The sequence below is a fragment of the Cellulomonas denverensis genome (assembly GCF_012396125.1).
GTDB lineage: Bacteria > Actinomycetota > Actinomycetes > Actinomycetales > Cellulomonadaceae > Cellulomonas > Cellulomonas denverensis.
In genome coordinates, this window is record NZ_JAAXOX010000005.1 from 132123 (window position 1) to 153073 (window position 20951).

17 protein-coding genes are annotated in these 20951 nt (G+C 72.9%); 7 read left to right on the forward strand and 10 right to left on the reverse strand.

The features are described from left to right. Nucleotides 1-21 precede the first annotated feature (21 nt). The 4 genes from HGA03_RS11745 to HGA03_RS11760 form a co-directional block, all read right to left on the reverse strand. Nucleotides 22-888, reverse strand: coding sequence for a carbohydrate ABC transporter permease (locus tag HGA03_RS11745; RefSeq protein WP_168630463.1), 867 nt, complete (start codon nucleotides 886-888; stop codon nucleotides 22-24). Continuing rightward, nucleotides 885-1985: a carbohydrate ABC transporter permease gene (locus HGA03_RS11750; protein ID WP_168630464.1), complete on the reverse strand. Its 1101-nt coding sequence runs from the start codon at nucleotides 1983-1985 to the stop codon at nucleotides 885-887. Before HGA03_RS11750 ends, HGA03_RS11745 begins: the two co-directional genes overlap by 4 nt. Then, a complete protein-coding gene (locus tag HGA03_RS11755; RefSeq protein WP_168630465.1) occupies nucleotides 1985-3241 on the reverse strand; it encodes a sugar ABC transporter substrate-binding protein in 1257 nt (418 codons plus the stop codon). The genes HGA03_RS11750 and HGA03_RS11755 overlap by 1 nt, the downstream gene beginning before the upstream one ends. Before the next feature lie 69 nt (nucleotides 3242-3310). Then, entirely contained in the window at nucleotides 3311-4336 is a 1026-nt protein-coding gene (locus tag HGA03_RS11760; RefSeq protein WP_168630466.1) for a LacI family DNA-binding transcriptional regulator, read from the reverse strand. A gap of 147 nt (nucleotides 4337-4483) precedes the next feature. Here HGA03_RS11760 and HGA03_RS11765 point away from each other — a divergent pair, with 147 nt between their 5' ends. The 4 genes from HGA03_RS11765 to pflA all read left to right on the forward strand — a co-directional run bounded on the left by HGA03_RS11765 (nucleotide 4484) and on the right by pflA (nucleotide 11749). Then, nucleotides 4484-6529 (forward strand): glycogen debranching N-terminal domain-containing protein, encoded by a 2046-nt coding sequence (locus HGA03_RS11765; protein ID WP_168630467.1) that lies wholly within the window; start codon nucleotides 4484-4486, stop codon nucleotides 6527-6529. A 26-nt stretch (nucleotides 6530-6555) separates the two neighbouring features. After that, nucleotides 6556-8253: a 1-deoxy-D-xylulose-5-phosphate synthase gene (locus HGA03_RS11770; RefSeq protein ID WP_168630468.1), complete on the forward strand. Its 1698-nt coding sequence runs from the start codon at nucleotides 6556-6558 to the stop codon at nucleotides 8251-8253. 236 nt (nucleotides 8254-8489) lie between these two features. Further along, the gene (gene pflB, locus HGA03_RS11775; RefSeq protein ID WP_168630469.1) at nucleotides 8490-10757 is read left to right on the forward strand and encodes a formate C-acetyltransferase; all 2268 of its coding nucleotides are present in this window, start codon (nucleotides 8490-8492) and stop codon (nucleotides 10755-10757) included. Nucleotides 10758-10864: 107 nt separating this feature from the next. Next, nucleotides 10865-11749 (forward strand): pyruvate formate-lyase-activating protein, encoded by an 885-nt coding sequence (pflA, locus tag HGA03_RS11780; RefSeq protein WP_168630470.1) that lies wholly within the window; start codon nucleotides 10865-10867, stop codon nucleotides 11747-11749. Between the two features lie 55 nt (nucleotides 11750-11804). Here pflA and HGA03_RS11785 read toward each other — a convergent pair whose 3' ends face one another. The 5 genes from HGA03_RS11785 to HGA03_RS11805 form a co-directional block, all read right to left on the reverse strand. Then, on the reverse strand, nucleotides 11805-13937 hold the full coding sequence (locus HGA03_RS11785; RefSeq protein ID WP_168630471.1) for a 3-hydroxyacyl-CoA dehydrogenase NAD-binding domain-containing protein: 2133 nt from the start codon (nucleotides 13935-13937) through the stop codon (nucleotides 11805-11807). Nucleotides 13938-14015: 78 nt separating this feature from the next. Beyond that, a complete protein-coding gene (locus tag HGA03_RS11790; protein WP_168630472.1) occupies nucleotides 14016-15293 on the reverse strand; it encodes an HRDC domain-containing protein in 1278 nt (425 codons plus the stop codon). Between the two features lie 54 nt (nucleotides 15294-15347). Continuing rightward, complete coding sequence (locus HGA03_RS11795) at nucleotides 15348-15878, reverse strand: response regulator transcription factor (RefSeq protein ID WP_275407569.1); 531 nt, start codon at nucleotides 15876-15878, stop codon at nucleotides 15348-15350. Nucleotides 15879-15969: 91 nt separating this feature from the next. Beyond that, on the reverse strand, nucleotides 15970-16359 hold the full coding sequence (locus tag HGA03_RS11800) for a hypothetical protein (protein ID WP_168630473.1): 390 nt from the start codon (nucleotides 16357-16359) through the stop codon (nucleotides 15970-15972). Further along, nucleotides 16328-16741, reverse strand: a complete 414-nt coding sequence (locus HGA03_RS11805) for a hypothetical protein (protein WP_168630474.1) — start codon at nucleotides 16739-16741, stop codon at nucleotides 16328-16330. The genes HGA03_RS11800 and HGA03_RS11805 overlap by 32 nt, the downstream gene beginning before the upstream one ends. A gap of 190 nt (nucleotides 16742-16931) precedes the next feature. Here HGA03_RS11805 and HGA03_RS11810 point away from each other — a divergent pair, with 190 nt between their 5' ends. After that, a complete protein-coding gene (locus HGA03_RS11810) occupies nucleotides 16932-17330 on the forward strand; it encodes a four-helix bundle copper-binding protein (RefSeq protein ID WP_239073459.1) in 399 nt (132 codons plus the stop codon). A gap of 172 nt (nucleotides 17331-17502) precedes the next feature. On the opposite strand, the gene HGA03_RS11815 is transcribed toward HGA03_RS11810, so the two are convergent. Beyond that, on the reverse strand, nucleotides 17503-18084 hold the full coding sequence (locus tag HGA03_RS11815; protein WP_168630475.1) for a DUF3000 domain-containing protein: 582 nt from the start codon (nucleotides 18082-18084) through the stop codon (nucleotides 17503-17505). Between the two features lie 126 nt (nucleotides 18085-18210). On the opposite strand from HGA03_RS11815, the gene gndA reads away from it, so the two are divergent. Then, nucleotides 18211-19644 (forward strand): NADP-dependent phosphogluconate dehydrogenase, encoded by a 1434-nt coding sequence (gndA, locus tag HGA03_RS11820; RefSeq protein WP_168630476.1) that lies wholly within the window; start codon nucleotides 18211-18213, stop codon nucleotides 19642-19644. Next, nucleotides 19641-20891 (forward strand): carboxylate--amine ligase, encoded by a 1251-nt coding sequence (locus tag HGA03_RS11825; protein ID WP_239073458.1) that lies wholly within the window; start codon nucleotides 19641-19643, stop codon nucleotides 20889-20891. The genes gndA and HGA03_RS11825 overlap by 4 nt, the downstream gene beginning before the upstream one ends. Nucleotides 20892-20951: the final 60 nt, after the last annotated feature.

Consider the following 20951-nt stretch of genomic DNA (forward strand, 5'->3'; position numbering starts at 1 on the left):
TTTCCGCCCGAGTCTACCGAATCACTCCTTCACCGCCCCGGCGCTCTGGTTCATGATCCGGCGCTGGAAGACGAAGAACAGCACGGCCACCGGGATGGTCATGATCGCCGCGGCCGCCAGCTTCAGCGGGTACTGGGTGCCCTGGGACAGCTGCCCGGAGGCGAGCTGGGCGACGCCCTTGGTCAGGGTGACCAGCTCCGGGCTCTGCGAGGCGACGATGAAGTGGCTCAGCTCGTTCCACGACCCCTGGAAGGACAGGATCACGATGGTGATCACCGCGGGGGTGGCCATCGGCAGCACGATCGACCGGAACACCCGGAACGTGCTCGCCCCGTCCAGCCGGGCGGCCTCCTCCACCGAGACCGGAATCGACTCGAAGAAGTTCTTCATGATGAAGATGCCCGCGGCGTCGGCCAGCAGCGGGATGATCAGGCCGGCGAAGGAGTTGTAGATGCCGACCTGCTTGATCACCAGGAACTTCGGGATCAGCAGCACCACGTTCGGCACCGCCATCACCCCGACCAGCCCGGCGAAGACCAGCCCGCGGCCACGGAACCGCAGCCGGGCCAACGCGTAGCCGGCCAGCGAGTCGATCGCCACCCTGCCCACGGTGACCACCAGGGTGACGATCACCGAGTTGCGGAACCAGAGCGGGAAGTCCGAGCGCAGGAACAGCCGTTCGTAGGCGGCCGTCGACCAGGTCTGCGGGATCAGGCCGATCGCGTTCTGGGCGGCCTCGGCGTCGGTCTTGAAGCTGGTCGCGATCTGGATCAGGAACGGGAAGACGTAGATCAGCGCGATGACGACCAGCACCGCGTAGGTCAGTGAGGTGGTGACCATCCGCCGGGTGCTGGGCCGTCGGCGCGGGGTGAGGGTGGTGGCGCTCATCGGACGTTCCCCTCGGTGCGGACCCGGGTGGCGGCGGTGGTGGTGACCGGGGGGCCGTCCCGGTAGAACCGCTTGCGCCGGGGGACGCCACGCTCACGCAGCACGATCCGCTGCACGATGGTGAACAGCACGATGATCGCGAACAGCACGAAGGCGATCGCCGCGCCGCGGCCCCAGTCGTTGTTGGTGAAGGCGGCGTTGTACGACAGGTACGCCGGGGTCAGGGTGGTCTTGGCCGGACCGCCCTGGGTGCCGGTGTAGATCTGGTCGAAGACCTGCCAGGTGCCGATCAGGCCCAGGGTGATCACGGTGAACAGGGTGGGCTTGAGCATCGGCAGGGTGACCAGCCGGAACCGCTGCCAGGCGGTGGCGCCGTCCATGGTGGCCGCCTCCTCGACCTCACCGGAGATCGACTGCAGTGCGGCCAGGAACAGCAGCATGAAGGTGCCGGAGGTGGTGAAGATCGCCAGCAGGATGAAGGCGGTCATCGCCACACTCGGCCCGGCCAGCCACTGCCAGAACGGGATTCCGATGAATCCGTGGTCCGCCAGTGCGGCCGGGGCCGAGTCGACGCCGAACACCCCCAGGATCAGGTGGATCACGCCGCTGGGGTCGTTGAACCAGTTCGGCCCGGTGATCGAGAACTTGGCCAGGATGGCGTTCACGGTGCCCGAGGCGGAGAACAGGAACAGCCAGAGCACCGTGATCGCCACCGAGCTGGTGACCGACGGGAAGTAGAACGCGGTGCGGAAGAACCCGCGCCCGCGCAGTGCACGCCGGTTGACCATGACCGCCAGGAACAGTGCCAGTGCGGTCTGCAGCGGCACCACCAGCAGCACGTAGTAGACGTTGTTGCGCAGCGCGGTGCCGAAGTCCTGGGTGGCCAGCCCTCCGCCGAGCAGCAGGTCCCGGTAGTTGTCCAGCCCGACGAAGCCGACATCGGAGGACAGCGGGCTGCCCCGGCCGTTCCAGTCCGACAGGCTCACCCAGAGCGCCATCAGGACCGGAACGACCAGGAACAGCCCCAGCACGACCAGCATCGGGGTGAGGAACGCCCACCCCGCTGCGGTCTGGTGACGCCGCGTGCGCGTGGACATCAGTTGTTCTGGTCCAGCACGGCCTGCAGGTTGGTCTGCACCGAGGACAGGATCGACTGCGGGTCACCGGTCGCCAGGCCCTCGAGCTGGGCGTTGAAGTCGGTGATCACGTCGGAGGCGCCCTGGGCGTTCACCACGTTCTGCGCGAAGGCGGCGGAGTCGATGAACGCCGCCTGGTCCGGGTACAGCTCACGCCAGCCGTCGGCGGCGGACTGCACGGACGGCATCACGCCGAAGGCCTCCGCGAAGCCGAGCTGCTGATCGGTGGCGGTCAGGTAGTTCACCAGGTCGACCGCGTCGGACTGCTGGGAGGAGTCGGCGGCCACGCCCCAGCAGTTGGTGAACTGCAGGGTGCCCTGACCGGCGGGGCCGGCCGGCAGCTCGACCACCCGGTAGTCGATGTCCGGGTAGTCGTTGGTCATCGCACCGGTGATCCAGTTGCCCTCGATGGTCATCGCGGCCTTGCCGGTGCCGAAGGCCTCGCCACCCCAGCCGGTGCCCAGCCCGGCGGCATAGGCCGCGTTGCCGGAGTTCAGCAGCTCCTGGACGTAGGTGAGGCCCTCGACGTTCTCCGCGGAGTCCACGGTGGCCTCGGTGCCGTCGGCGTTGGTCATGGTGCCCCCGGCCTGGGCCAGGAAGGCGCCGACCCGGGCGTACTCGCCGGAGAACGCCAGGCCGGTCTGCTCACCGGTGGTCAGCTTGGCCGCCACGTCCGACAGCTGCTCCCAGGTGGTCGGGATGTCCGCGTCCGTCAGGCCGGCGGCGGTCCAAGCGTCGTTGTTGATCAGCAGCGCCAGGGTGGAGAAGTCCTTGGGCGCGCAGACCAGGTCGCCGTCGTAGCTGAACTGCTCGACCAGGCTGGGGTAGAAGTCGTCCGCGGCGTCGAGCTGGTCGCCGTAGGGGTAGAGCGAGCCGTTGGCGGCGTAGGACTGGAAGGAGTCCGCCGAGGTGTAGAACACGTCGGCCGGGTCGCCGGAGGCGAAGCCCTGGGACAGCTCCTGGTTGAGGTCGGAGGCCACCCGGACGGTGGCGTCGATGCCGGACTCCTCGGACCAGGCGGCGACCGCGGCCGTGACCGCGTCGGTCTCCGCGTCGCCGGAGGAACCGATCAGGATGTCCAGGCCACCGGAGCCGCCGGAGTCGCCGGTCGAGCCCCCGTCGCTGTCATCGAACCCGGAGCCGCCGCCGCAGGCGGTCAGGGCGAGCAGGCCGGCGGCGCCGATGGCCGTCGTCGCTGCGAGGCGGGTCTTTCGCATGGGAGTGCTCCTTCTGGCGGGGTTGGACCCAGCAGCTGTGCTGGGCTGGGGGAGGGGGATCGTGGGGATCTAGGGGGTCGGTGGCGGGGTGGAGGTGGCGCGCCGGACCAGGTGCGGGGTGAGCAGCACCTGGCGGTCGGCGGCGGGCTCGCCCTCACCGAGTTGGGCGAGCAGCAGGTCGACCGAGGCCCGGGCGGTGTCGACCAGCGGCTGGGCGACCGAGCTGAGGCCGACCGCCGCCGCGACCGGGGTGTCGTCGAAGCCGACCACGGCGACCCGGTTCCGGCGGGCGACCGTGAGCGCGCCGAGGGCCAGGGAGTCGGAGGCGGCGACGATGGCGGTGGGGTTGCCGTCGGCGAGCAGCCGTTCGGTGCCCTGGGCGCCGGAGGCCACCCCGTCCGGGACCCGGGCGCGCAGCCGGGACAGCTCGGCGGCGGACAGTCCGGTGTCCGCCATCGCGGACAGCCAGCCGCCGGCCCGGTCCTCGCCGACGTCGGAGCCCTCCGGCCAGCCGAGGAACGCGATCCGGCGGTGGCCGAGTTCGCGCAGGTGCCGCACGGCCTCCCGGGTGCCGGCCCGGCCGTCGACGTCCACCCACGGGTGGCTGTCCTGCTCCAGCGCGGACCACGGCCGGCCGAAGGTGACGAACGGGATGCCGTGCTCGGTCAGCCAGGCCGCGCGCCGGTCGTCCCGGTGGGTGCTGGTCAGCACGAAGGCGTCCAGGTCGTCGGAGTCCAGCAGTTCGCCGTAGCGGGCGATCTCCTGCCGGTCGTCCGCGGCGGTGAACAGCATCACCCGGTAGCCGCGGTCCTGGGCGGAGTCGGTCAGCGCGTGCACGAACCGGTCCAGCACGGCGCCGTTGATCCCGTCGCGCACCGGCTCCAGCCGCAGGCCGAGCACCCGGGACCGCCGGGTGCGCAGTTGGCGCGCGGCCGAGGACGGGCGGTACCCGAGCTCGTCGATGGAGGCGCGGACCCGCTGCAGGGTGCTGGCCCGGACCACGTGCGGGGCGTTCAGCACGTTCGACACCGTCTGGCGCGAGACGCCGGCGTGGCGCGCCACGATCTCCAGCGTGGGCCGGGTGGTGGTGCTCATGCGGGTCGCCTCCTCGCAGACCGGTGGGACGTGCAGAGCGTGCCCCCTCGGACTTGATCGTTCCAACTCCGGAATTGGAACGCTCAAACCGCGCTCCTACAGTCGAGCACGCCCACCCATCCCCTTCCACCCGAACGAGGACTCGCGATGGAGCTCCAGCCGCTGCTGCACGACCTGCTGGCTGCCGTGCACGCACCCACCCAGGCCTGGTCCGCGCAGGACGGTCAGATCCGCACCGGCGTCGAGGGGGTGCTGCACGGGGACGTCCGCGTGCTGTCCGCCGCGGTGCTCACCGTGGACGGCGCCGAACCCGAACCGATCGGCGGCGCCCCCGACGGCACCGGCCGGGTCCGGGTCACCACGCTGACCCGCGGCATCGACGCCCCCGGCGCGGACCCCACCGCCCGGCTGGACCGGCTGCGCACCGTGCTGCCCGGCACCGTCACCGAGGAGCTGACCCTGAGCTGCTCCACCCCGGCGCCGGTCACCGGCACCCTGACCCTGCGGCTGCGGCCGGACGGGTCGTCGATGGACCGGATCAAGGCCGGGCTGCCGCCGGTGGACGCCCCCGCGGTGCACCTGGACGCCGAGGGTGCGAGCTGGAGCTCCGACGCGGACATCAGCACGGTGCTGACCGCGCCGGGCGCCGACCTGAGCCTGGACGGCGAGGACCTGCTGCTGCGCTGGACCCTGACCGCGACCACCGGCGCGCCGGTCACGGTGAGCTGGAGCCTGGCGATCACCGATGCGAACCCGGTGGTGCAGGCCCCGGCGGATCTCGCCCCCGAGTGGTCGGTGCCGCAGGTCACCGCCGCGGACCGCCGGCTGCCCGCACTGCTGGATCAGTCGCTGACCGACCTGGCCTCGCTGCGGATGACCGCCTCCTTCGCGCCGCAGGACGTGTTCCTGGCCGCCGGTGCGCCCTGGTTCTTCACCCTGTTCGGCCGGGACTCGATCTGGGCCGCCCGGATGCTGCTGCCGCTGGGCACCGAGCTGGCCGCCGGCACGCTGCGCACCCTGGCCGTGCTGCAGGGCGAGAAGACCGACCCGGCCACCGCCGAACAGCCCGGCAAGATCCTGCACGAGGTGCGGCGGGCCACCCTGCACATCCCGGGCGAGGGCACCGTGCTGCCGCCGGTGTACTACGGCACGGTGGACGCCACCGCGCTGTGGATCTGCCTGCTGCACGACGCCTGGCGCTGGGGGATGCCGGCCGACCAGGTCGAGGCGCTGCTGCCGCACCTGGAGCGCGCGCTGGCCTGGATGTCCGACCACGGCGCGGTCGACGGCTTCCTGGCCTACCGGGACGAGACCGGCACCGGCCTGGCCAACCAGGGCTGGAAGGACTCCGGCGACTCGGTGCAGTGGCGGACCGGCGAGCTGGCCGAGGGGCCGATCGCGCTGGCCGAGGTGCAGGGCTACGCCCACGAGGCCGCGATCGGCGGCGCCACCCTGCTGGACGCCTTCGGCCGGGACGGCGGCGACCACTGGCGCGGCTGGGCCGCCGACCTGGCCGAGCGGTTCCGGGCGGCGTTCTGGGTCGAGGACGACCGGGGCCGGTACCCCGGGATCGCGCTGGACGCCCATCGCCGGGTGGTGGACACCGTGACCAGCAACATCGGCCACCTGCTCGGCACCGGCATCCTGACCGCCGAGGAGGAGGCCACCGTCGCTGCGCGGCTGCTGGACCCGGCGATGGACTCCGGCTACGGGCTGCGCACCATGGCCGAGGGCTCGGCCGGCTTCTGGCCGCTGCGCTACCACGGTGGCGCGGTCTGGCCGCACGACACCGCGATCGTGATCCAGGGCCTGGCCCGCGCCGGGCACGCCACCGAGGCCGCCACCCTGGCCGAGGGACTGTTGGCCGCGGCCGGTGGCTTCGACCAGCGGCTGCCCGAGCTGTACTCCGGCGACCGCAGGGGCACGGTGCCCGCGGTGCTGCCCTACCCGGCCGCCTGCCGGCCGCAGGCGTGGTCGGCGGCCTCGTCGGTGGCGGTGCTGACCTCGGTGCTCGGCCTGCGCCCGGACGCCCCGGCCGGGACGCTGGAGGTGGCCGGATCGGCCGCACTCGGTGCGCTGGAGGTGCGCGGGCTGCGGTTCGCCGGTGCCGGGGTGGACGTGCAGGTCGACGCGGACGGCCGGACCACGGCCCGGACCGACGGCCGGGTGCGGGTACGCGTCGGCGGGCGCTGAGCGGGGGCGCCGCCTACCGTTCAGCCATGACCCTGCTGGACGGCATCCACGGCCCCGGTGACCTGCGCGGACTGAGCGCGCCGGAACTGGACCGGCTGGCGGCCGAGATCCGGGAGTTCCTGGTCGAGCGGGTGTCCCGCACCGGCGGCCACCTGGGCCCGAATCTCGGCGTGGTGGAGCTGACCCTGGCGCTGCACCGGGTGTTCGACTCGCCCCGGGACACCCTGGTCTTCGACACCGGTCACCAGGCCTACGTGCACAAGCTGCTCACCGGCCGGCAGGACTTCGACCGGCTGCGGCACCGCGGTGGGCTGTCCGGCTACCCCTCCCGCGCTGAGTCCGGGCACGACGTGGTGGAGAACTCGCACGCCTCCACCTCGTTGTCCTGGGCGGACGGCATCGCCCACGCCCGGGCGCTGGCGGGGGAGGGTGACCGCACGGTGGTCGCGGTGATCGGCGACGGCGCGCTGACCGGCGGGATGGCCTGGGAGGCGCTGAACAACATCGCCGACGGCAGCCCACGCCGGCTGGTGGTGGTGGTCAACGACAACGGCCGCTCCTACGCGCCCACCGTCGGCGGCATGATGCGCCGGGGCGTGGAGGGCATCGTCAAGGAGCTCGGGCTGAGCTACATCGGCCCGGTGGACGGCCACGACGTCACCGGGCTGGAGATCGCGCTGCGCGGTGCCCGGGCGGCCGGCGGGCCGGTGGTGGTGCACGCCCTGACCGAGAAGGGCCGCGGCTATGCCCCCGCCGAGCAGGACGCCACCGACCGGTTCCATGCCGTCGGCCGGATCCACCCGGAGACCGGCCTGCCGGTGGTGCCGTCCCGCTTCGGCTGGACCGGGGTGTTCGCCGAGGAGATCGTGGCGCTCGGCCGCCGGCGCCCGGACTTGGTGGCGATCACCGCCGCGATGCGCGAACCGGTCGGCCTGGCCCCGTTCGCCGCGGCCTTCCCGGACCGGATCCTGGATGTCGGGATCGCCGAGCAGCACGCGCTGACCACCGCCGCCGGGATGGCCTACGCCGGGCTGCACCCGGTGGTCGCGCTGTACGCCACCTTCCTGAACCGGGCCTTCGACCAGGTGCTGCTGGACGCCGCCCTGCATCGTGCCGGAGTGACGATCGTGCTGGACCGGGCCGGGATCACCGGCGACGACGGGCCCAGTCACCACGGCATGTGGGACCTGGCGCTGCTGTCCCTGGTGCCCGGCCTCCGGCTGGCCGCCCCCCGGGACGGCCGGACCCTGCGCCGGGCACTGCGCGAGGCGGTGGACGTCGCCGACGCCCCGACGGTGCTCCGCTACCCCAAGGGTGCCCTGCCGGCCGACGTGCCCGCGGTGGCGGTCCGGGACGGCCTGGACGTGCTGGCCCACCGCGACGGGCCGGACCCGGTGCTGATCGTGGCGGTGGGCGCCATGGTGCCGACCGCGCTGGCGGTGGCGGATGCCCTGGACCGCGGGGTGACCGTGGTGGACCCGCGCTGGGTGCTGCCGGTGTCGCCGGCGCTGGTGTCCCTGGCGGCCGAGCACGCCGAGGTCGCGGTGATCGAGGACGGGCTGCGCCAGGGCGGGGTCGGATCGGCGGTGGCGCTCGCGGTCCGGGACGTGCCGGTGCGGGCGTTCGGGCTGCCGGCGGAGTTCCTGGCCCACGGCTCCCGGGACGAGGTGCTGGCCGCCGCCGGGCTGACCGCGGAGCGGGTGGCGGCCGAGCTGCGCCGCTGAGTTTCCGGGGGGTTCCTGGGGCCGCGACGCCACGCGGAGGCGCGCCACGCCGGGGGAGGACCGGCACCGTGGCCCGGGCCACATCCGGGCGAACCCCCAGGTCAGCACCCGGATGTGACCCGCAGGCGTGAGCGCCCTCACACCCGGTTTCCGACGAATCGGGACCCAGGTCCCAAGACATCCCATGACCTCGTGAATAGCGTCACTAATACCGAACCAAGCGAGGGAGCTCTCAGATGGCCACCACCGCAGTACCCCAGACCGGCGCCGACGCCACCGCGGGCGCCTGGAACGGGTTCGTCACCGGGCCCTGGTGCGACGGCATCGACGTCCGTGACTTCATCCAGCGCAACTACACGCCGTACACCGGCGACTCGTCGTTCCTGGCCGGACCGACCGAGCGCACCACCGGCATCTGGTCCACGCTGTCGGCGATGTTCCCCGAGGAGCGCGCCAAGGGTGTCTACGACATCGACAACCACGTTCCCGGCACCATCACCTCGCACGGGCCCGGCTACATCAGCGAGGGCAACGAGCTGATCGTCGGACTGCAGACCGACGCCCCGCTCAAGCGCGCGATGATCCCCAACGGCGGCTGGCGGATGGTCGTCAAGTCCCTGCAGACCTACGGCTACGACGTGGACCCGCAGGTCGACAAGATCTTCTCCGAGTACCGCAAGACGCACAACGACGGCGTCTTCGACGTGTACCCCCCGAACGTCCGCGCCGCGCGGTCCTCGCACATCATCACCGGCCTGCCGGACGCCTACGGCCGTGGCCGGATCATCGGTGACTACCGCCGCGTCGCCCTCTACGGCGTCGACGCCCTGATCGAGGGCAAGCGGATGGAGCGCCACGAGCTGGACATGGAGCGCTCGGTCGAGGACGTCATCCGCGACCGCGAGGAGAACTCCGAGCAGATCCGCGCGCTGAACGAGCTGAAGCAGATGGCGGCCTCCTACGGCTACGACATCTCCGGCCCGGCCACCACCGCCCGCGAGGCGATTCAGTGGCTGTACTTCGGCTACCTGGCCGCGGTGAAGGAGCAGAACGGCGCCGCGATGTCGCTGGGCCGCACCTCGACCTTCCTGGACATCTACCTGCAGCGGGACCTGGACAACGGGACCATCACCGAGGAGTTCGCGCAGGAGCTGATCGACGACTTCGTGATCAAGCTGCGGATCGTCCGGTTCCTGCGGACCCCGGAGTACGACGAGCTGTTCTCCGGCGACCCGACCTGGGTGACCGAGTCGATCGGCGGCATCGGCGAGGACGGGCGGCCGCTGGTCACCAAGTCGTCCTTCCGATTCCTGCAGACCCTGTACAACGTGGGCCCGGCCCCGGAGCCGAACCTGACCGTGCTGTGGAGCAACCGCCTGCCCGAGGGCTTCAAGCGGTTCTGCGCGCAGGTCTCGATCGACACCTCCGCGATCCAGTACGAGTCCGACGAGCTGATCCGCACCTCCTGGGGCGACGACGCGGCGATCGCCTGCTGCGTGTCCCCGATGCGGGTCGGCAAGCAGATGCAGTTCTTCGGTGCCCGGGTGAACATCGCCAAGGCCCTGCTGTACGCGATCAACGGTGGCCGCGACGAGGTCTCCGGCAAGCAGGTCGCCCCGGTGTCCGCGCCGGTCGAGGGTGACGTGCTCGACTACGACGACGTCTACGCCAAGTACGACAAGCTGCTCGACTGGCTGGCCGAGACCTACGTCGACGCGCTGAACTGCGTGCACTACATGCACGACAAGTACGCGTACGAGCGGATCGAGATGGCGCTGCACGACAAGGAGATCCTGCGCACCATGGCCTGCGGCATCGCCGGCCTGTCGGTGGTCGCGGACTCGCTGTCGGCGATCAAGTACGCCAAGGTCACCCCGGTCCGCGACGAGGACGGCCTGGTCACGGACTACGTGGTCGAGGGCGACTTCCCCAAGTACGGCAACGACGACGACCGCGCGGACGACATCGCGGTGGAGATCGTCAAGTCCTTCATGGAGAAGATCCGCCGGCAGAAGACCTACCGGAACGCGCTGCACACCCAGTCGGTGCTGACCATCACCTCGAACGTCGTCTACGGCAAGGCCACCGGGAACACCCCCGACGGCCGCCGGGCCGGCGAGCCGTTCGCCCCGGGCGCCAACCCGATGAACGGCCGGGACTCGCACGGCATGCTCGCCTCCGCGATGTCGGTGGCCAAGCTGCCGTACTCCGAGGCGATGGACGGCATCTCGCTGACCAGCACCGTGGTTCCCTCGGGTCTGGGCCGCGACCGCGAGGAGCAGATCACGAACCTGGTCGGCCTGATGGACGCCTACAACGTCCAGTCCGGGTACCACCTGAACGTGAACGTGCTCAACCGGGACACCCTCGAGGACGCCATGGAGCACCCCGAGAACTACCCGCAGCTCACCATCCGGGTCTCCGGCTACGCGGTGAACTTCGTCCGGCTGACCCGCGAGCAGCAGCTCGACGTGCTCTCCCGGACGTTCCACGGCGGGCTCTGACCCCGTACGGATGACCGGGCCGGGCCCGCTGGGAACGACCTTCCCGGCGGGCCCGTCCCGCATCCACCCCGATCAGCCGCAGCAGTGAGCCCGACAGGAGGGCCGAGATGAACTCCCAGACCATGGACCGCCCCAGCGGCGCCCCGGTGATCGACCTGGGCGTGCCGGTGATCGGCGGTTCGCACACCCGGTCCAGCGCCGGGACCGCGGGGATGTCCAGCACCGACGCCGAGCGCTCGGAGAAGCTGGCGGCGATGCGGGCCGGGGAACTGGGCTCGCTGCACTCCTGGGAGCTGGTGACCGCGGTCGACGGGCCCGGCACCCGGCTGACCACCTTCCTGTCCGGCTGCCCGCTGCGCTGCCTGTACTGCCACAACCCCGACACGATGGAGATGCGCCGGGGCGAGCCGATCAGCGCCGACGAGCTGCTCAAGCGGATCGCGCGCTACACCAAGGTCTTCGAGGTGACCGGCGGCGGGCTGACCATCTCCGGCGGCGAGCCGCTGATGCAGCCGGCCTTCGTCGCCCGGATCCTGCGCGGCGCCAAGGAACTCGGCATCCACACCGCGATCGACACCTCCGGCTACCTGGGCGCGCACTGCTCGGACCAGATGCTGGCAGACATCGACCTGGTACTGCTGGACGTGAAGTCCGGCATCCCGGAGACCTACAAGAAGACCACCGGCCGCGAGCTGCAGCCGACCCTGGACTTCGGACGGCGGGTGGCCGACAGCGGCACCGAGATCTGGATCCGGTTCGTGCTGGTGCCGGGCCTGACCGACGCGGAGGAGAACGTCGAGGCGGTGGCCGAGTACGTGTCCACCCTCTCGACGGTCAGCCGGGTCGAGGTGCTGCCCTTCCACCAGATGGGCCAGGACAAGTGGACGGCGCTGGGCATGGACTACCAGCTCGCCGACACCCGTGCCCCGTCGCCCGAGCTGGTGGAGCGGGTGCGGGACCAGTTCCGGTCCCACGGGTTGACCGTGTTCTGATCCGGCACGACCGAGGCCCCGGCAGGCGCGTCCTGCCGGGGCCTCGTCGTGTGTCTCAGAGCTGCAGGTGCCCGGTGCGGACCAGGTACGGGGTGATGCCGCCCAGGTGGGCCGGCCAGCCGGCGCCCAGGATCATCGCCAGATCCACCTGCTCCGGGCCGTCCACCACCCGGTCGTCCAGCAGCAGCCGGATCTCCTCGCCCAGGGCGTGCAGCACCCGCCCCCGGACCGCCGCCTGGTCCAGGTCGCCGGGGTCACCGAACGCCTCCTGGATCCCCGGATCCACCACCCGGGTACCCGCCGGCCCGGGGCGGGAGACCGACCGGCCCTCCTCGGTGAGCCGGTCCAGGCCGGGGGACAGCCGGTACCGCGGGCCCAGGTCCCGGTGCAGGCTGCCCAGCACGTGACCGGCCACCCCGAGCCCGACCAGGTCGAGCAGGGCGAACGGGCTCATCGGCAGGCCCAGCGGGTCCAGCGCCCGATCGGCCACCTGCACCGGGGCGCCGTCCTGCACCGCCGCCAGCACCTCGGACAGCAGCCGCAGCAGCACCCGGTTCACCACGAAGCCGGGGGCATCCGCGGTGCGTACCACCGTCTTGCCGCACCGGCGGGCCAGGTCTGCGGCGGTGGTGACCGCCACCGGGTCCGCGCCCGCGGTGGCCACCACCTCCACCAGCGGCATCCGGTCCACCGGGTTGAAGAAGTGCAGCCCGACCACCCGCTGCGGATGGTCCAGGCCGCTGGCCATCGCGGTCACCGACAGGGCGGAGGTGTTGGTCGCCAGGATCGTGGTCGGCGCGACCACCCGCTCCAGCTCGGCGAAGACCTGTCGCTTGACCTCCAGCACCTCGGTGACCGCCTCGATCACCAGCTCGGCGTCGGCCAGGTCGGCCAGATCGGTGCCGACGGTCAGCCGGTCGGCCACCGCCGGGTCGATCCGGCCCTTGGCGGCCAGCGCGCCGACCAGCTCGGTGATCCGGTCCCGGCCGGCCGCGGCGCGTTCCTCGTCGATCTCCCGCAGGGCGACCGGCACACCCAGCCGCCCGCCGATCAGCACCGCGAGCTGGGCCGCCATCAGCCCGGCACCGACGATGCCGACCCGGCGGATCTCCCGCGGCAGGGCGTCCGGGGTCCCGGCCGCCCGGGTGGCGCGGCCGATCAGGTCGGAGGCGTAGAGCGCGGCGCGGGCCTGGTCGGAGACCAGCAGCTCGGCCAGCGCGTCGTCCTCGGCGGCGAAAGCGGTGTCCCGGTCGGTGCTGGAGATCAGCAGGTCCAGCACCCGGGGGTAGGCCGGTGCGGCGCCGTGCAGCCGGGCGTCCAGCGACTCGGCGGTGGCGGCGATCGTGGCGGGCTCGTCCTCGCCCGGGATGCGCGGGCCGTGATCCCGCTCCGGGGTGCCGGTGTGGCCCAGCGTCCACTCCATCGCCCGCATGGCGAAGTCCTCGGCCGGCAGCACCGCGTCCACCAGACCGATCGAGGCGGCGGTCTGGGCGTCGGTCAGGCGGCTGAGCGCCGGGCGGGCGATGGCCAGGTCGACGGCGGCGGCCAGCCCGGTCAGCCGGGGCAGCAGCCACGATCCGCCCCAGCCCGGCACGATGCCGAGCGATGCCTCCGGCAGCCCCAGCGAGCGCACCCCCTCGGCGACCACCCGGTGATCGCAGTGCAGGGCCAGTTCCAGGCCGCCGCCGATCGCGTGGCCGGTGATCCAGGCCACCGTCGGCACCGGCAGCTCGCCGAACGGCCGCAGCGCCGCGTGACCGAGTTCGGCCAGGGCGCGGGCGTCGGCGGTGTCCCGCAACCGGCGGGCCACGGTCAGGTCCGCCCCGGCGACGAAGCAGCCCGGCCGCCCGGTCACCGCCACGGCCACCAGGTGCCCGGCGCGGTCGGCCAGACCGGTCACCGCGTCGTGCAGTGCCAGCAGGCCGCGCGGGCCCAGGGTGGTCGGCCGGCGGCCGTCGGGGGAGTCCAGCGTCACCACCGCCACCCGGCTGCCCGGCGTGCTGACCTCCTCGACCGACACCTGGGCCACCTGGTGGTCCGGCTCGGCCGGCAGGTCCTCCGGGCAGCCGTGCGGCAGCAGCTGCGCCAACCGGGCGGTGTCGGCGGCGTCCAGCACCGGCGGCGGTCCGGGTTCCGGGTGCGGGGTGGCGGAGGTGGCCGGGTCGATGGACGTGCGGATGTGGCGCATGCGGCTCTCAGCCTCCGGGGACGACGGTGTCCGGTCGTCGCAGACCCTAACCCGCTGGTGAGAGGCTGTCGCGGGGAGTCAGTCGATCGCCGCGAACGCGGTGGCCAACGGCGGCGCGATCAGGCCGATCTGCCACTCCCGTGCCCCACCGGCGCGCAGTCGCTCGGCGAGCGCGTCGGCATCCGCCGGGGCGGGCGGCGACCAGCACACCCGCCGGAGCAGATCCGGTTGCAGCAGGTTCTCCACCGGCACGTGGTGGGTGGCGGACAGGTCGGCGACCAGCTCCTTGGCGGCGGCCAGCCGGGCGGCGGCGGCCGGGTCGCGGTCCGGCCAGCTGCGCGGCGGCGGCGGACCGTCCGAGCGCGGCCCGCGGGACGGCGGCAACTGATCCTCGGGCAGCGCCAGCGCCTCGTCGATCGCCCGCTGCCACAGGGCGGCCCGGCGCCGGGTGCCCTTGCCGGAGAACTGCGGCAGCCCGGTCAGCTGCGGCACGCTGCGCGGCAGGGCCTGCGCGGCGGCCAGGATCGCGGCGTCCGGCAGCACCCGGCCGGGGGAGATGTCCCGCTGCCGGGCGTTGTCGTCCCGGGCCTGCCACAGCGAGCGCACCACGGCCAGCCGGCGCGGGTCGCGGATCGCGTGCACGCCGGACACCCGGCGCCAGGGGTCGACCCGGGGCGGCGGCACCGGGGCCAGCCGCACCGCCTCGAACTCCTCGGCCGCCCACTGGGCCTTGCCCGCCACCGCCAGCCGCTCGGCCAGCACCTCGCGCAGGTCGACCAGCACCTCCACGTCCAGCGCGGCATAGCGCAGCCACTGCTCGGGCAGCGGCCGGGTGGACCAGTCCACCGCCGAGTGCTCCTTGGCCAGGCCGAGCCCGAGCAGTTCGGCCACCACGGCGGCCAGGCCGACCCGGTCCAGGCCGAGCAGCCGAGCGCCGAGCTCGGTGTCGAAGATCCGGCTGGGCCGCATGCCCTGCTCGGCCAGCGGGTGCAGGTCCTGGGAGGCGGCGTGGAACACCCACTCCACCCCGACCAGGGCGTCCGACAGTGCGGACAGGTCGGGCAGCGCCACCGGGTCGATCAGGGCGGTGCCCGCACCCTCACGCCGCAGCTGCACCAGGTAGTTGTGCTGGCCGTAGCGGTAGCCGGAGGCGCGCTCGGCGTCCACCGCCACCGGCCCGGTGCCGGCGCCGAAGGCGCGAACCACCTCGGCGTAGGCCTCGGGGGTGTCGATCACCGGTGGCACGCCGTCGGCCGGCTCGGTGAGGGGGACGACCGTGGGGGTCTCGTCGGTCGTGTCGCCCTCCCGGGCGACCGGTGTGTCGTCGGCCGGGGTGCCGGCCGGAGTCGTCTGCATGGGACAACCGTAGGGTGTCTCCCGCGACGGGCCGGTCCGGCGCGCGGTGGGCCGCTAGTGGAACAGGCCGGTCCGGATCGAGATCGCCACCAGCGCGGCACGGTCGCCGGTGCCGAGTTTGCGCGAGATCCGGGCCAGGTGGCTCTTCACGGTCAGGGCGGACAGCCCTAACTCCTCACCGATCGACCGGTTGGAGAAGCCGTCGGCGACCAGGCGCAGCACGCTCAGCTCGCGGGAGGTCAACTCCGGTCGGGTGTGCGGGCTGCGGGCTCCACCGGCCGCGGCGAAGGCAGCACCGGCGGCCGCCGGGTCGGGGGCGTTCGGGTCGGTGGCCACCGCGCCGCGCAGACCACCGCTGAGCAGGGTGACCAGCTCCTGGCGCCCGGCCCGGCGCGCCAGCAGGATCACCCGGCCGGAGCCGCGACGGCGCAGGTTGCGCACCAGGATCGAGGAGTCGCCCGGCTTGAGCTCGGTGACCACCACGCACATCTGGCCCAGACCGCGGCGCTGCGGCGCACCCGTCGGGCGCCTGGTCTGCACGGCTGCCGCGGAACGGCCGCCGGGGTGCATCGGGTCGTAGCTCACTGGACTTCCCCCTGATGATCGGTTGCCGGTCCTATCGGCGGATTTCACCCGGGACTTGAGGTGTTCGACCCGGTCCGGGTGAAATCCCAGGTCATCGGTCCAGGGATCGGCCGGGAGGGAACAGCCCCGCGAGGGCGTCCGGATCGGCGCCGGCGGGCAGCGGGACCACCCCCGGGCCCCCGGAGCCGAAGGCGACGATCTGCGCGGCGGCCGGCATCAGCGCGCGGAGCCAGCACGCGGTGGCCAGGTTCTGCGCCCGGGTGCCGTCCAGGGTGAGGAAGTCGAAACCGCCCATCACCACGATCTGGAACCAGGGCTCCGCGCAGTCGACGGACAACCGGAGGTCCACGTCGGTCATCCGGGCCCGCGCGACACTGACCCCCGTGCCCCACCGGCGGTCCGCCGCGTCGAGCAACGTGGCCCGGTCCAGCGGCAGCGGCGACCGGAAGTCAGCGCAGCCGAGGTTCCACTCCTTGAACATAGGACTCCCTTTCCGCCCGCACGCACACCCGCAGGTCGGCCGCAGGCCCCGCGATCGCCCGGGCCCGGGCCAGCAGCACCGCACCGGCCTCGGCGCTCGGGGCCGGGATGGTCAGCCGGCGGATCGGGTTGCCCGGGTCCTCGATCACCGCCAGGTAGCGCCGCAGCTTCTCGTCGAAGGCGCGCAGTTGGCGCTCGACCAGTTCGGGGGCGGCGCCGGCCCGCGGGACGACCTGCTCGGGCACCGCACCGGCGGTGACCTCCATCGTGCCGACCCCGTCCGGGTCGAGCCGCACGTGATCCGCCCAGACCCGGTACTCACCGGCCCGGAGCAGGAACTCGTTGGCGGGTGGGCCGGACGGCTCCGGTGCGGGGGCGCTCACCGGCCCAGGGTCCACCCCGGCCGCGGCCGCCAGGTGTCCCCGGGGGCGTTCCGGGCGGAGATTGAGTGGCGCGGACCGGTGGCCTGGTGGTCGGCGGGTGTGCGGATGCGCCGGGGCGCGGTGGCTCCTACGGTGGCGATACCGCTCCAGTCCCGGGCGAGGACCAGCACGACCCGACTGGAGAAGAACCGTGCGTACCACCGACATGCTCCGCGCCCACCCGATCACCGACCCGGACGCCGACCGGCTGGCCGCCGCGATCGACGCCCTGGCCGCCTGCGTCCAGGCGTGTACCAGCTGCGCCGACGCCTGCCTGTCCGAGGAGTCGGTGGCCGAGCTGCGGACCTGCATCCGGACCGACCTGGACTGTGCAGACATCTGTGCCGCCACCGCCCGGATCCTGTCCCGGTCCACCGGCGGCAGCGCCGTGCCGTCCCGGGATCAGATCGCGGCCTGTGTCGCGGCCTGCCGCGCCTGCGCCGAGGAGTGCGAGCGGCACGCGCAGATGCACGAGCACTGCCGGGTCTGCGCCGAGGCGTGCCGGGCGTGCGAGCAGGCCTGCGAGCAGCTGCTGACCGCGATCAGCTGAGGACGGTCCGGCCGCGTCGTCGCGTCGCTGCGTCAGTGCGGTGCTCCCGCGGTGAGTGCGGGAGCGCGGCTGCCGAACTCACCGCGGGAGTGACGAAGTCGGGCTCGGCGCGGGCTCGGGGTCGGAGCGGACTCGCGCTGGGGGCGGACTCGGGTTCGGGCCGGACTCAGGCTCAGTGCCGGGGGCCGAGCGCGACCACGCCCTCCGGCAGCGGGGGGAGGCCGGCCACGGTGCACAGCAGGTCGCCCCAGGCGCGCAGGTGCGGGGCCAGGTCGTCGTCGGCGGCGGTCCAGGAGGCCCGCATCTCCAGCTCGCACAGCTCGGGGCGCTCGTCCAGGGCGCCGAAGCTCTGGGACAGCACCCGGGTGACCGTGCCACCGGCGGCGCGGATGTCGACGTCGGCCTCCGCCAGCGCCTCGGACAGCCAGCTCCAGGCCACCTCGGCCAGCAGCGGGTCCTGGCCGACCTCGGGTTCGAGCACCGCGCGGACCAGGGTGACCAGCCGGAACGAGCCGTCCCAGGCGTCCTGCCCGGCCGGGTCGTGCAGGATGACGAACCGGCCGGAGGCGAGTTCCTCGGCGTCCGGGTCACGGCGGGCGGTGCGGACCTCGGCGTTCAGCGCGGCGGTGTAGGGGGCGATCCGGGCCGGGCCGGGCACCTCCTCCAGGCTCACCTCGGGCCGCAGCGTGACCCCGCGCAGCGAGCGCAGCGCACGGATGAACTCCGGCGGGGCGGTGCGGGGACCGGTGGACATGGCAGGAGGCTAGGGGCGGGCCCACCCGGGGCGGGGCAGGCGCGCCGGGGACCGAGCAGGGGGCGCGGCCGGGCGACTAGGGTGATCTGGCACGACAGCCGCCCGTTTCCCGAAGGAGCATCCCCGATGTCCGCTGCACAGATCGGCGTCACCGGCCTGGCCGTGATGGGCCGCAACCTGGCCCGCAACCTGGCGCGTCACGGCTACACCGTCGCGGTGCACAACCGTTCGTACGCCAAGACCGAGTCGCTGATCGCCGACCACGGCGACGAGGGCACCTTTGTGCCGTCGGAGTCGGTCGAGGACTTCGTGGCGAGCCTGGAGCGGCCGCGCAAGGTGATCGTGATGGTCAAGGCCGGGGCGGCCACCGATGCGGTGATCGACGAGCTGGTGCCGCTGCTGGACGCCGGCGACATCGTGATCGACGCGGGCAACGCGCACTTCCCGGACACCATCCGGCGCGAGGCCGCGCTGAAGGAGCACGGGCTGCACTTTGTCGGCTCGGGGGTGTCCGGCGGCGAGGAGGGGGCGCTGCTCGGCCCGTCGATCATGCCCGGCGGTTCCCGGGAGTCCTACGCCGTGCTCGGCCCGATCCTGGAGGACATCGCGGCGAAGGTCGACGGCGTGCCCTGCTGCACCTACGTGGGTCCGGACGGGGCCGGGCACTTCGTCAAGATGGTGCACAACGGCATCGAGTACGCGGACATGCAGCTGATCGCCGAGGCCTACGACCTGCTCAAGCAGGGGCTGGGCGCCTCCGCGGCCGAGATCGCCGAGATCTTCAAGTCCTGGAACGAGGGGGACCTGGAGTCCTTCCTGATCGAGATCACCGCCGAGGTGCTGGCGCACGTGGACGCCGAGACCGGCGCGGCGTTCGTCGACATCGTGCTGGACCAGGCCGAGCAGAAGGGCACCGGCCGCTGGACGGTGCAGAACGGGCTGGACCTGGGGGTGCCGATCACCGGCATCGCGGAGGCCACCTTCGCCCGGGCGCTGTCCGGCTCGGTGCCGCAGCGCACCGCCGCGGTCTCCACCCTGCCCGCGCTGGCCGAGGACTTCCGGATCACCGACCGGGACACCTTCATCGAGGACGTCCGCCTGGCGCTGTACGCCTCCAAGGTGGTCGCCTACTCGCAGGGCTTCGACCAGATCGCCGCGGCCTCCGCCGAGCACGGCTGGGACATCGACCGGGGCGCGATGGCCCGGATCTGGCGCGGCGGCTGCATCATCCGCGCCCGGTTCCTGAACCGGATCACCGAGGCCTACCAGCGCGACGCCGACCTGCCGCTGCTGCTGGCGGACGAGTACTTCACCGGCGCCGTGGCGAACGGTGTCCCGGCCTGGCGCCGGGTGGTGGCCCAGGCCGCGCTGGCCGGGGTGCCGACCCCGGCGTTCAGCTCCTCGCTGGCCTACTACGACGGCGTGCGGGCCGAGCGGCTGCCGGCGGCGCTGATCCAGGCGCAGCGGGACTTCTTCGGCGCGCACACCTACCGGCGCACCGACAAGCAGGGCACCTTCCACACCGAGTGGTCCGGCGACCGCAGCGAGCAGCCGGCGTGAGCGCGAGCACGACCCCGGTCCGTCCGGTCATCCTCGGCGCCGACATCGGCGTCTACGCGCTGGCCCGGGCGTTCCACGAGGAGTACGGCGTCCGCAGCACCGTGATCGCGGGCGCCGCCCTGGGCCCGATCGCGGACTCGGCGATCCTGGACGTGCGGCTGGTCGCCGACGGGCACGACCCGCGCCAGCTGGTCGACGAGCTGCTGACCGTCGCCCGGGAGCACACCGGCGGCGAGCGGCTGGTGCTGCTGGCCAACTCGGACTGGCTGGTCCGGGTGGTGGTGCAGCACCGCGCCGAGCTGGAGCCGTTCTACGTGGTGCCGTTCCTGTCCGCGGAGCTGCTGGAGCGGCTGAGCGACAAGGCGTCCTTCGCCGAGGCGGCGGTGGCGGCCGGACTGTCCGTGCCGCGCACCATCGTGCAGGACTTCGCCCGGGCCGGCGACGACGACTGGGCGCCGGTGCCGGTGGACGTCGGCTACCCGCTGATCGCCAAGGCGGCCAGCAGCGCCGACTACCAGGAGGTCGAGTTCCCGGGGAAGGCGAAGGTCTTCGAGATCGCCGACGCCGACGAGCTGGCCGCACTGTGGGTCTCGCTGCGTGACGCCGGGTTCCGGGGCCGGTTCGTGGTGCAGGAGCTGATCGGCGGGGACGACACCCGGATGCGGTCGATCACCGCCTACGTCGACTCCCGCGGCTCGATCACCCTGCTCTGCTCGGCGCACGTCCTGCTGGAGGAGCACACGCCCTCCGGGCTGGGCAACCCGGCGGCGATGGTGGTCACCCGGGAACAGGAGATGCTGGACCAGGCGGCCCGGTTCCTGCGCGAGGTCGGCTACGTGGGCTTCGCGAACTTCGACGTGAAGGTCGACCCGCGGGACGGCAGCTTCCGGTTCTTCGAGGTGAACCCCCGGATCGGGCGGAACAACTACTACGTCACCGCGGCCGGGGCGAATGTCGCCCGGTTCCTGGTCGAGGACCGGGTGCTCGGCCACGCGGTGGACCCGGTGGTGGTCGACGGCGAGGTGCTGTACTCGATCCTTCCGCACCGGCTGCTGCTGAAGTACGTGCTCGACCCGGCACTGGCCGGCCGGGTGCGCGGGCTGATCCGGTCCGGGCGGGTGGCGCACCCGCTGCGCTACCGGGCCGATGCCGGCCTCAAGCGGCGCTGGTACGCCTTCGTCGCCGGCATCAATCAGGTGCGCAAGTTCCGCCGCTACTACCCGGAGGTCACCGGCACCGGGTTCTGACCGCACGACCCCCGACGGCCCGGGCATCGGCACCACGATGCCCGGGCCGTCGTCATCCCA

Bases quoted from the DNA above. Each gene is read 5' to 3' on its own strand.
- HGA03_RS11745 (WP_168630463.1), bottom strand. From the start codon at position 888: ATGAGCGCCACCACCCTCACCCCGCGCCGACGGCCCAGCACCCGGCGG.
- HGA03_RS11750 (WP_168630464.1), bottom strand. From the start codon at position 1,985: ATGTCCACGCGCACGCGGCGTCACCAGACCGCAGCGGGGTGGGCGTTC.
- HGA03_RS11755 (WP_168630465.1), bottom strand. From the start codon at position 3,241: ATGCGAAAGACCCGCCTCGCAGCGACGACGGCCATCGGCGCCGCCGGC.
- HGA03_RS11760 (WP_168630466.1), bottom strand. From the start codon at position 4,336: ATGAGCACCACCACCCGGCCCACGCTGGAGATCGTGGCGCGCCACGCC.
- HGA03_RS11765 (WP_168630467.1), top strand. From the start codon at position 4,484: ATGGAGCTCCAGCCGCTGCTGCACGACCTGCTGGCTGCCGTGCACGCA.
- HGA03_RS11770 (WP_168630468.1), top strand. From the start codon at position 6,556: ATGACCCTGCTGGACGGCATCCACGGCCCCGGTGACCTGCGCGGACTG.
- pflB (WP_168630469.1), top strand. From the start codon at position 8,490: ATGGCCACCACCGCAGTACCCCAGACCGGCGCCGACGCCACCGCGGGC.
- pflA (WP_168630470.1), top strand. From the start codon at position 10,865: ATGAACTCCCAGACCATGGACCGCCCCAGCGGCGCCCCGGTGATCGAC.
- HGA03_RS11785 (WP_168630471.1), bottom strand. From the start codon at position 13,937: ATGCGCCACATCCGCACGTCCATCGACCCGGCCACCTCCGCCACCCCG.
- HGA03_RS11790 (WP_168630472.1), bottom strand. From the start codon at position 15,293: ATGCAGACGACTCCGGCCGGCACCCCGGCCGACGACACACCGGTCGCC.
- HGA03_RS11800 (WP_168630473.1), bottom strand. From the start codon at position 16,359: ATGTTCAAGGAGTGGAACCTCGGCTGCGCTGACTTCCGGTCGCCGCTG.
- HGA03_RS11815 (WP_168630475.1), bottom strand. From the start codon at position 18,084: ATGTCCACCGGTCCCCGCACCGCCCCGCCGGAGTTCATCCGTGCGCTG.
- gndA (WP_168630476.1), top strand. From the start codon at position 18,211: ATGTCCGCTGCACAGATCGGCGTCACCGGCCTGGCCGTGATGGGCCGC.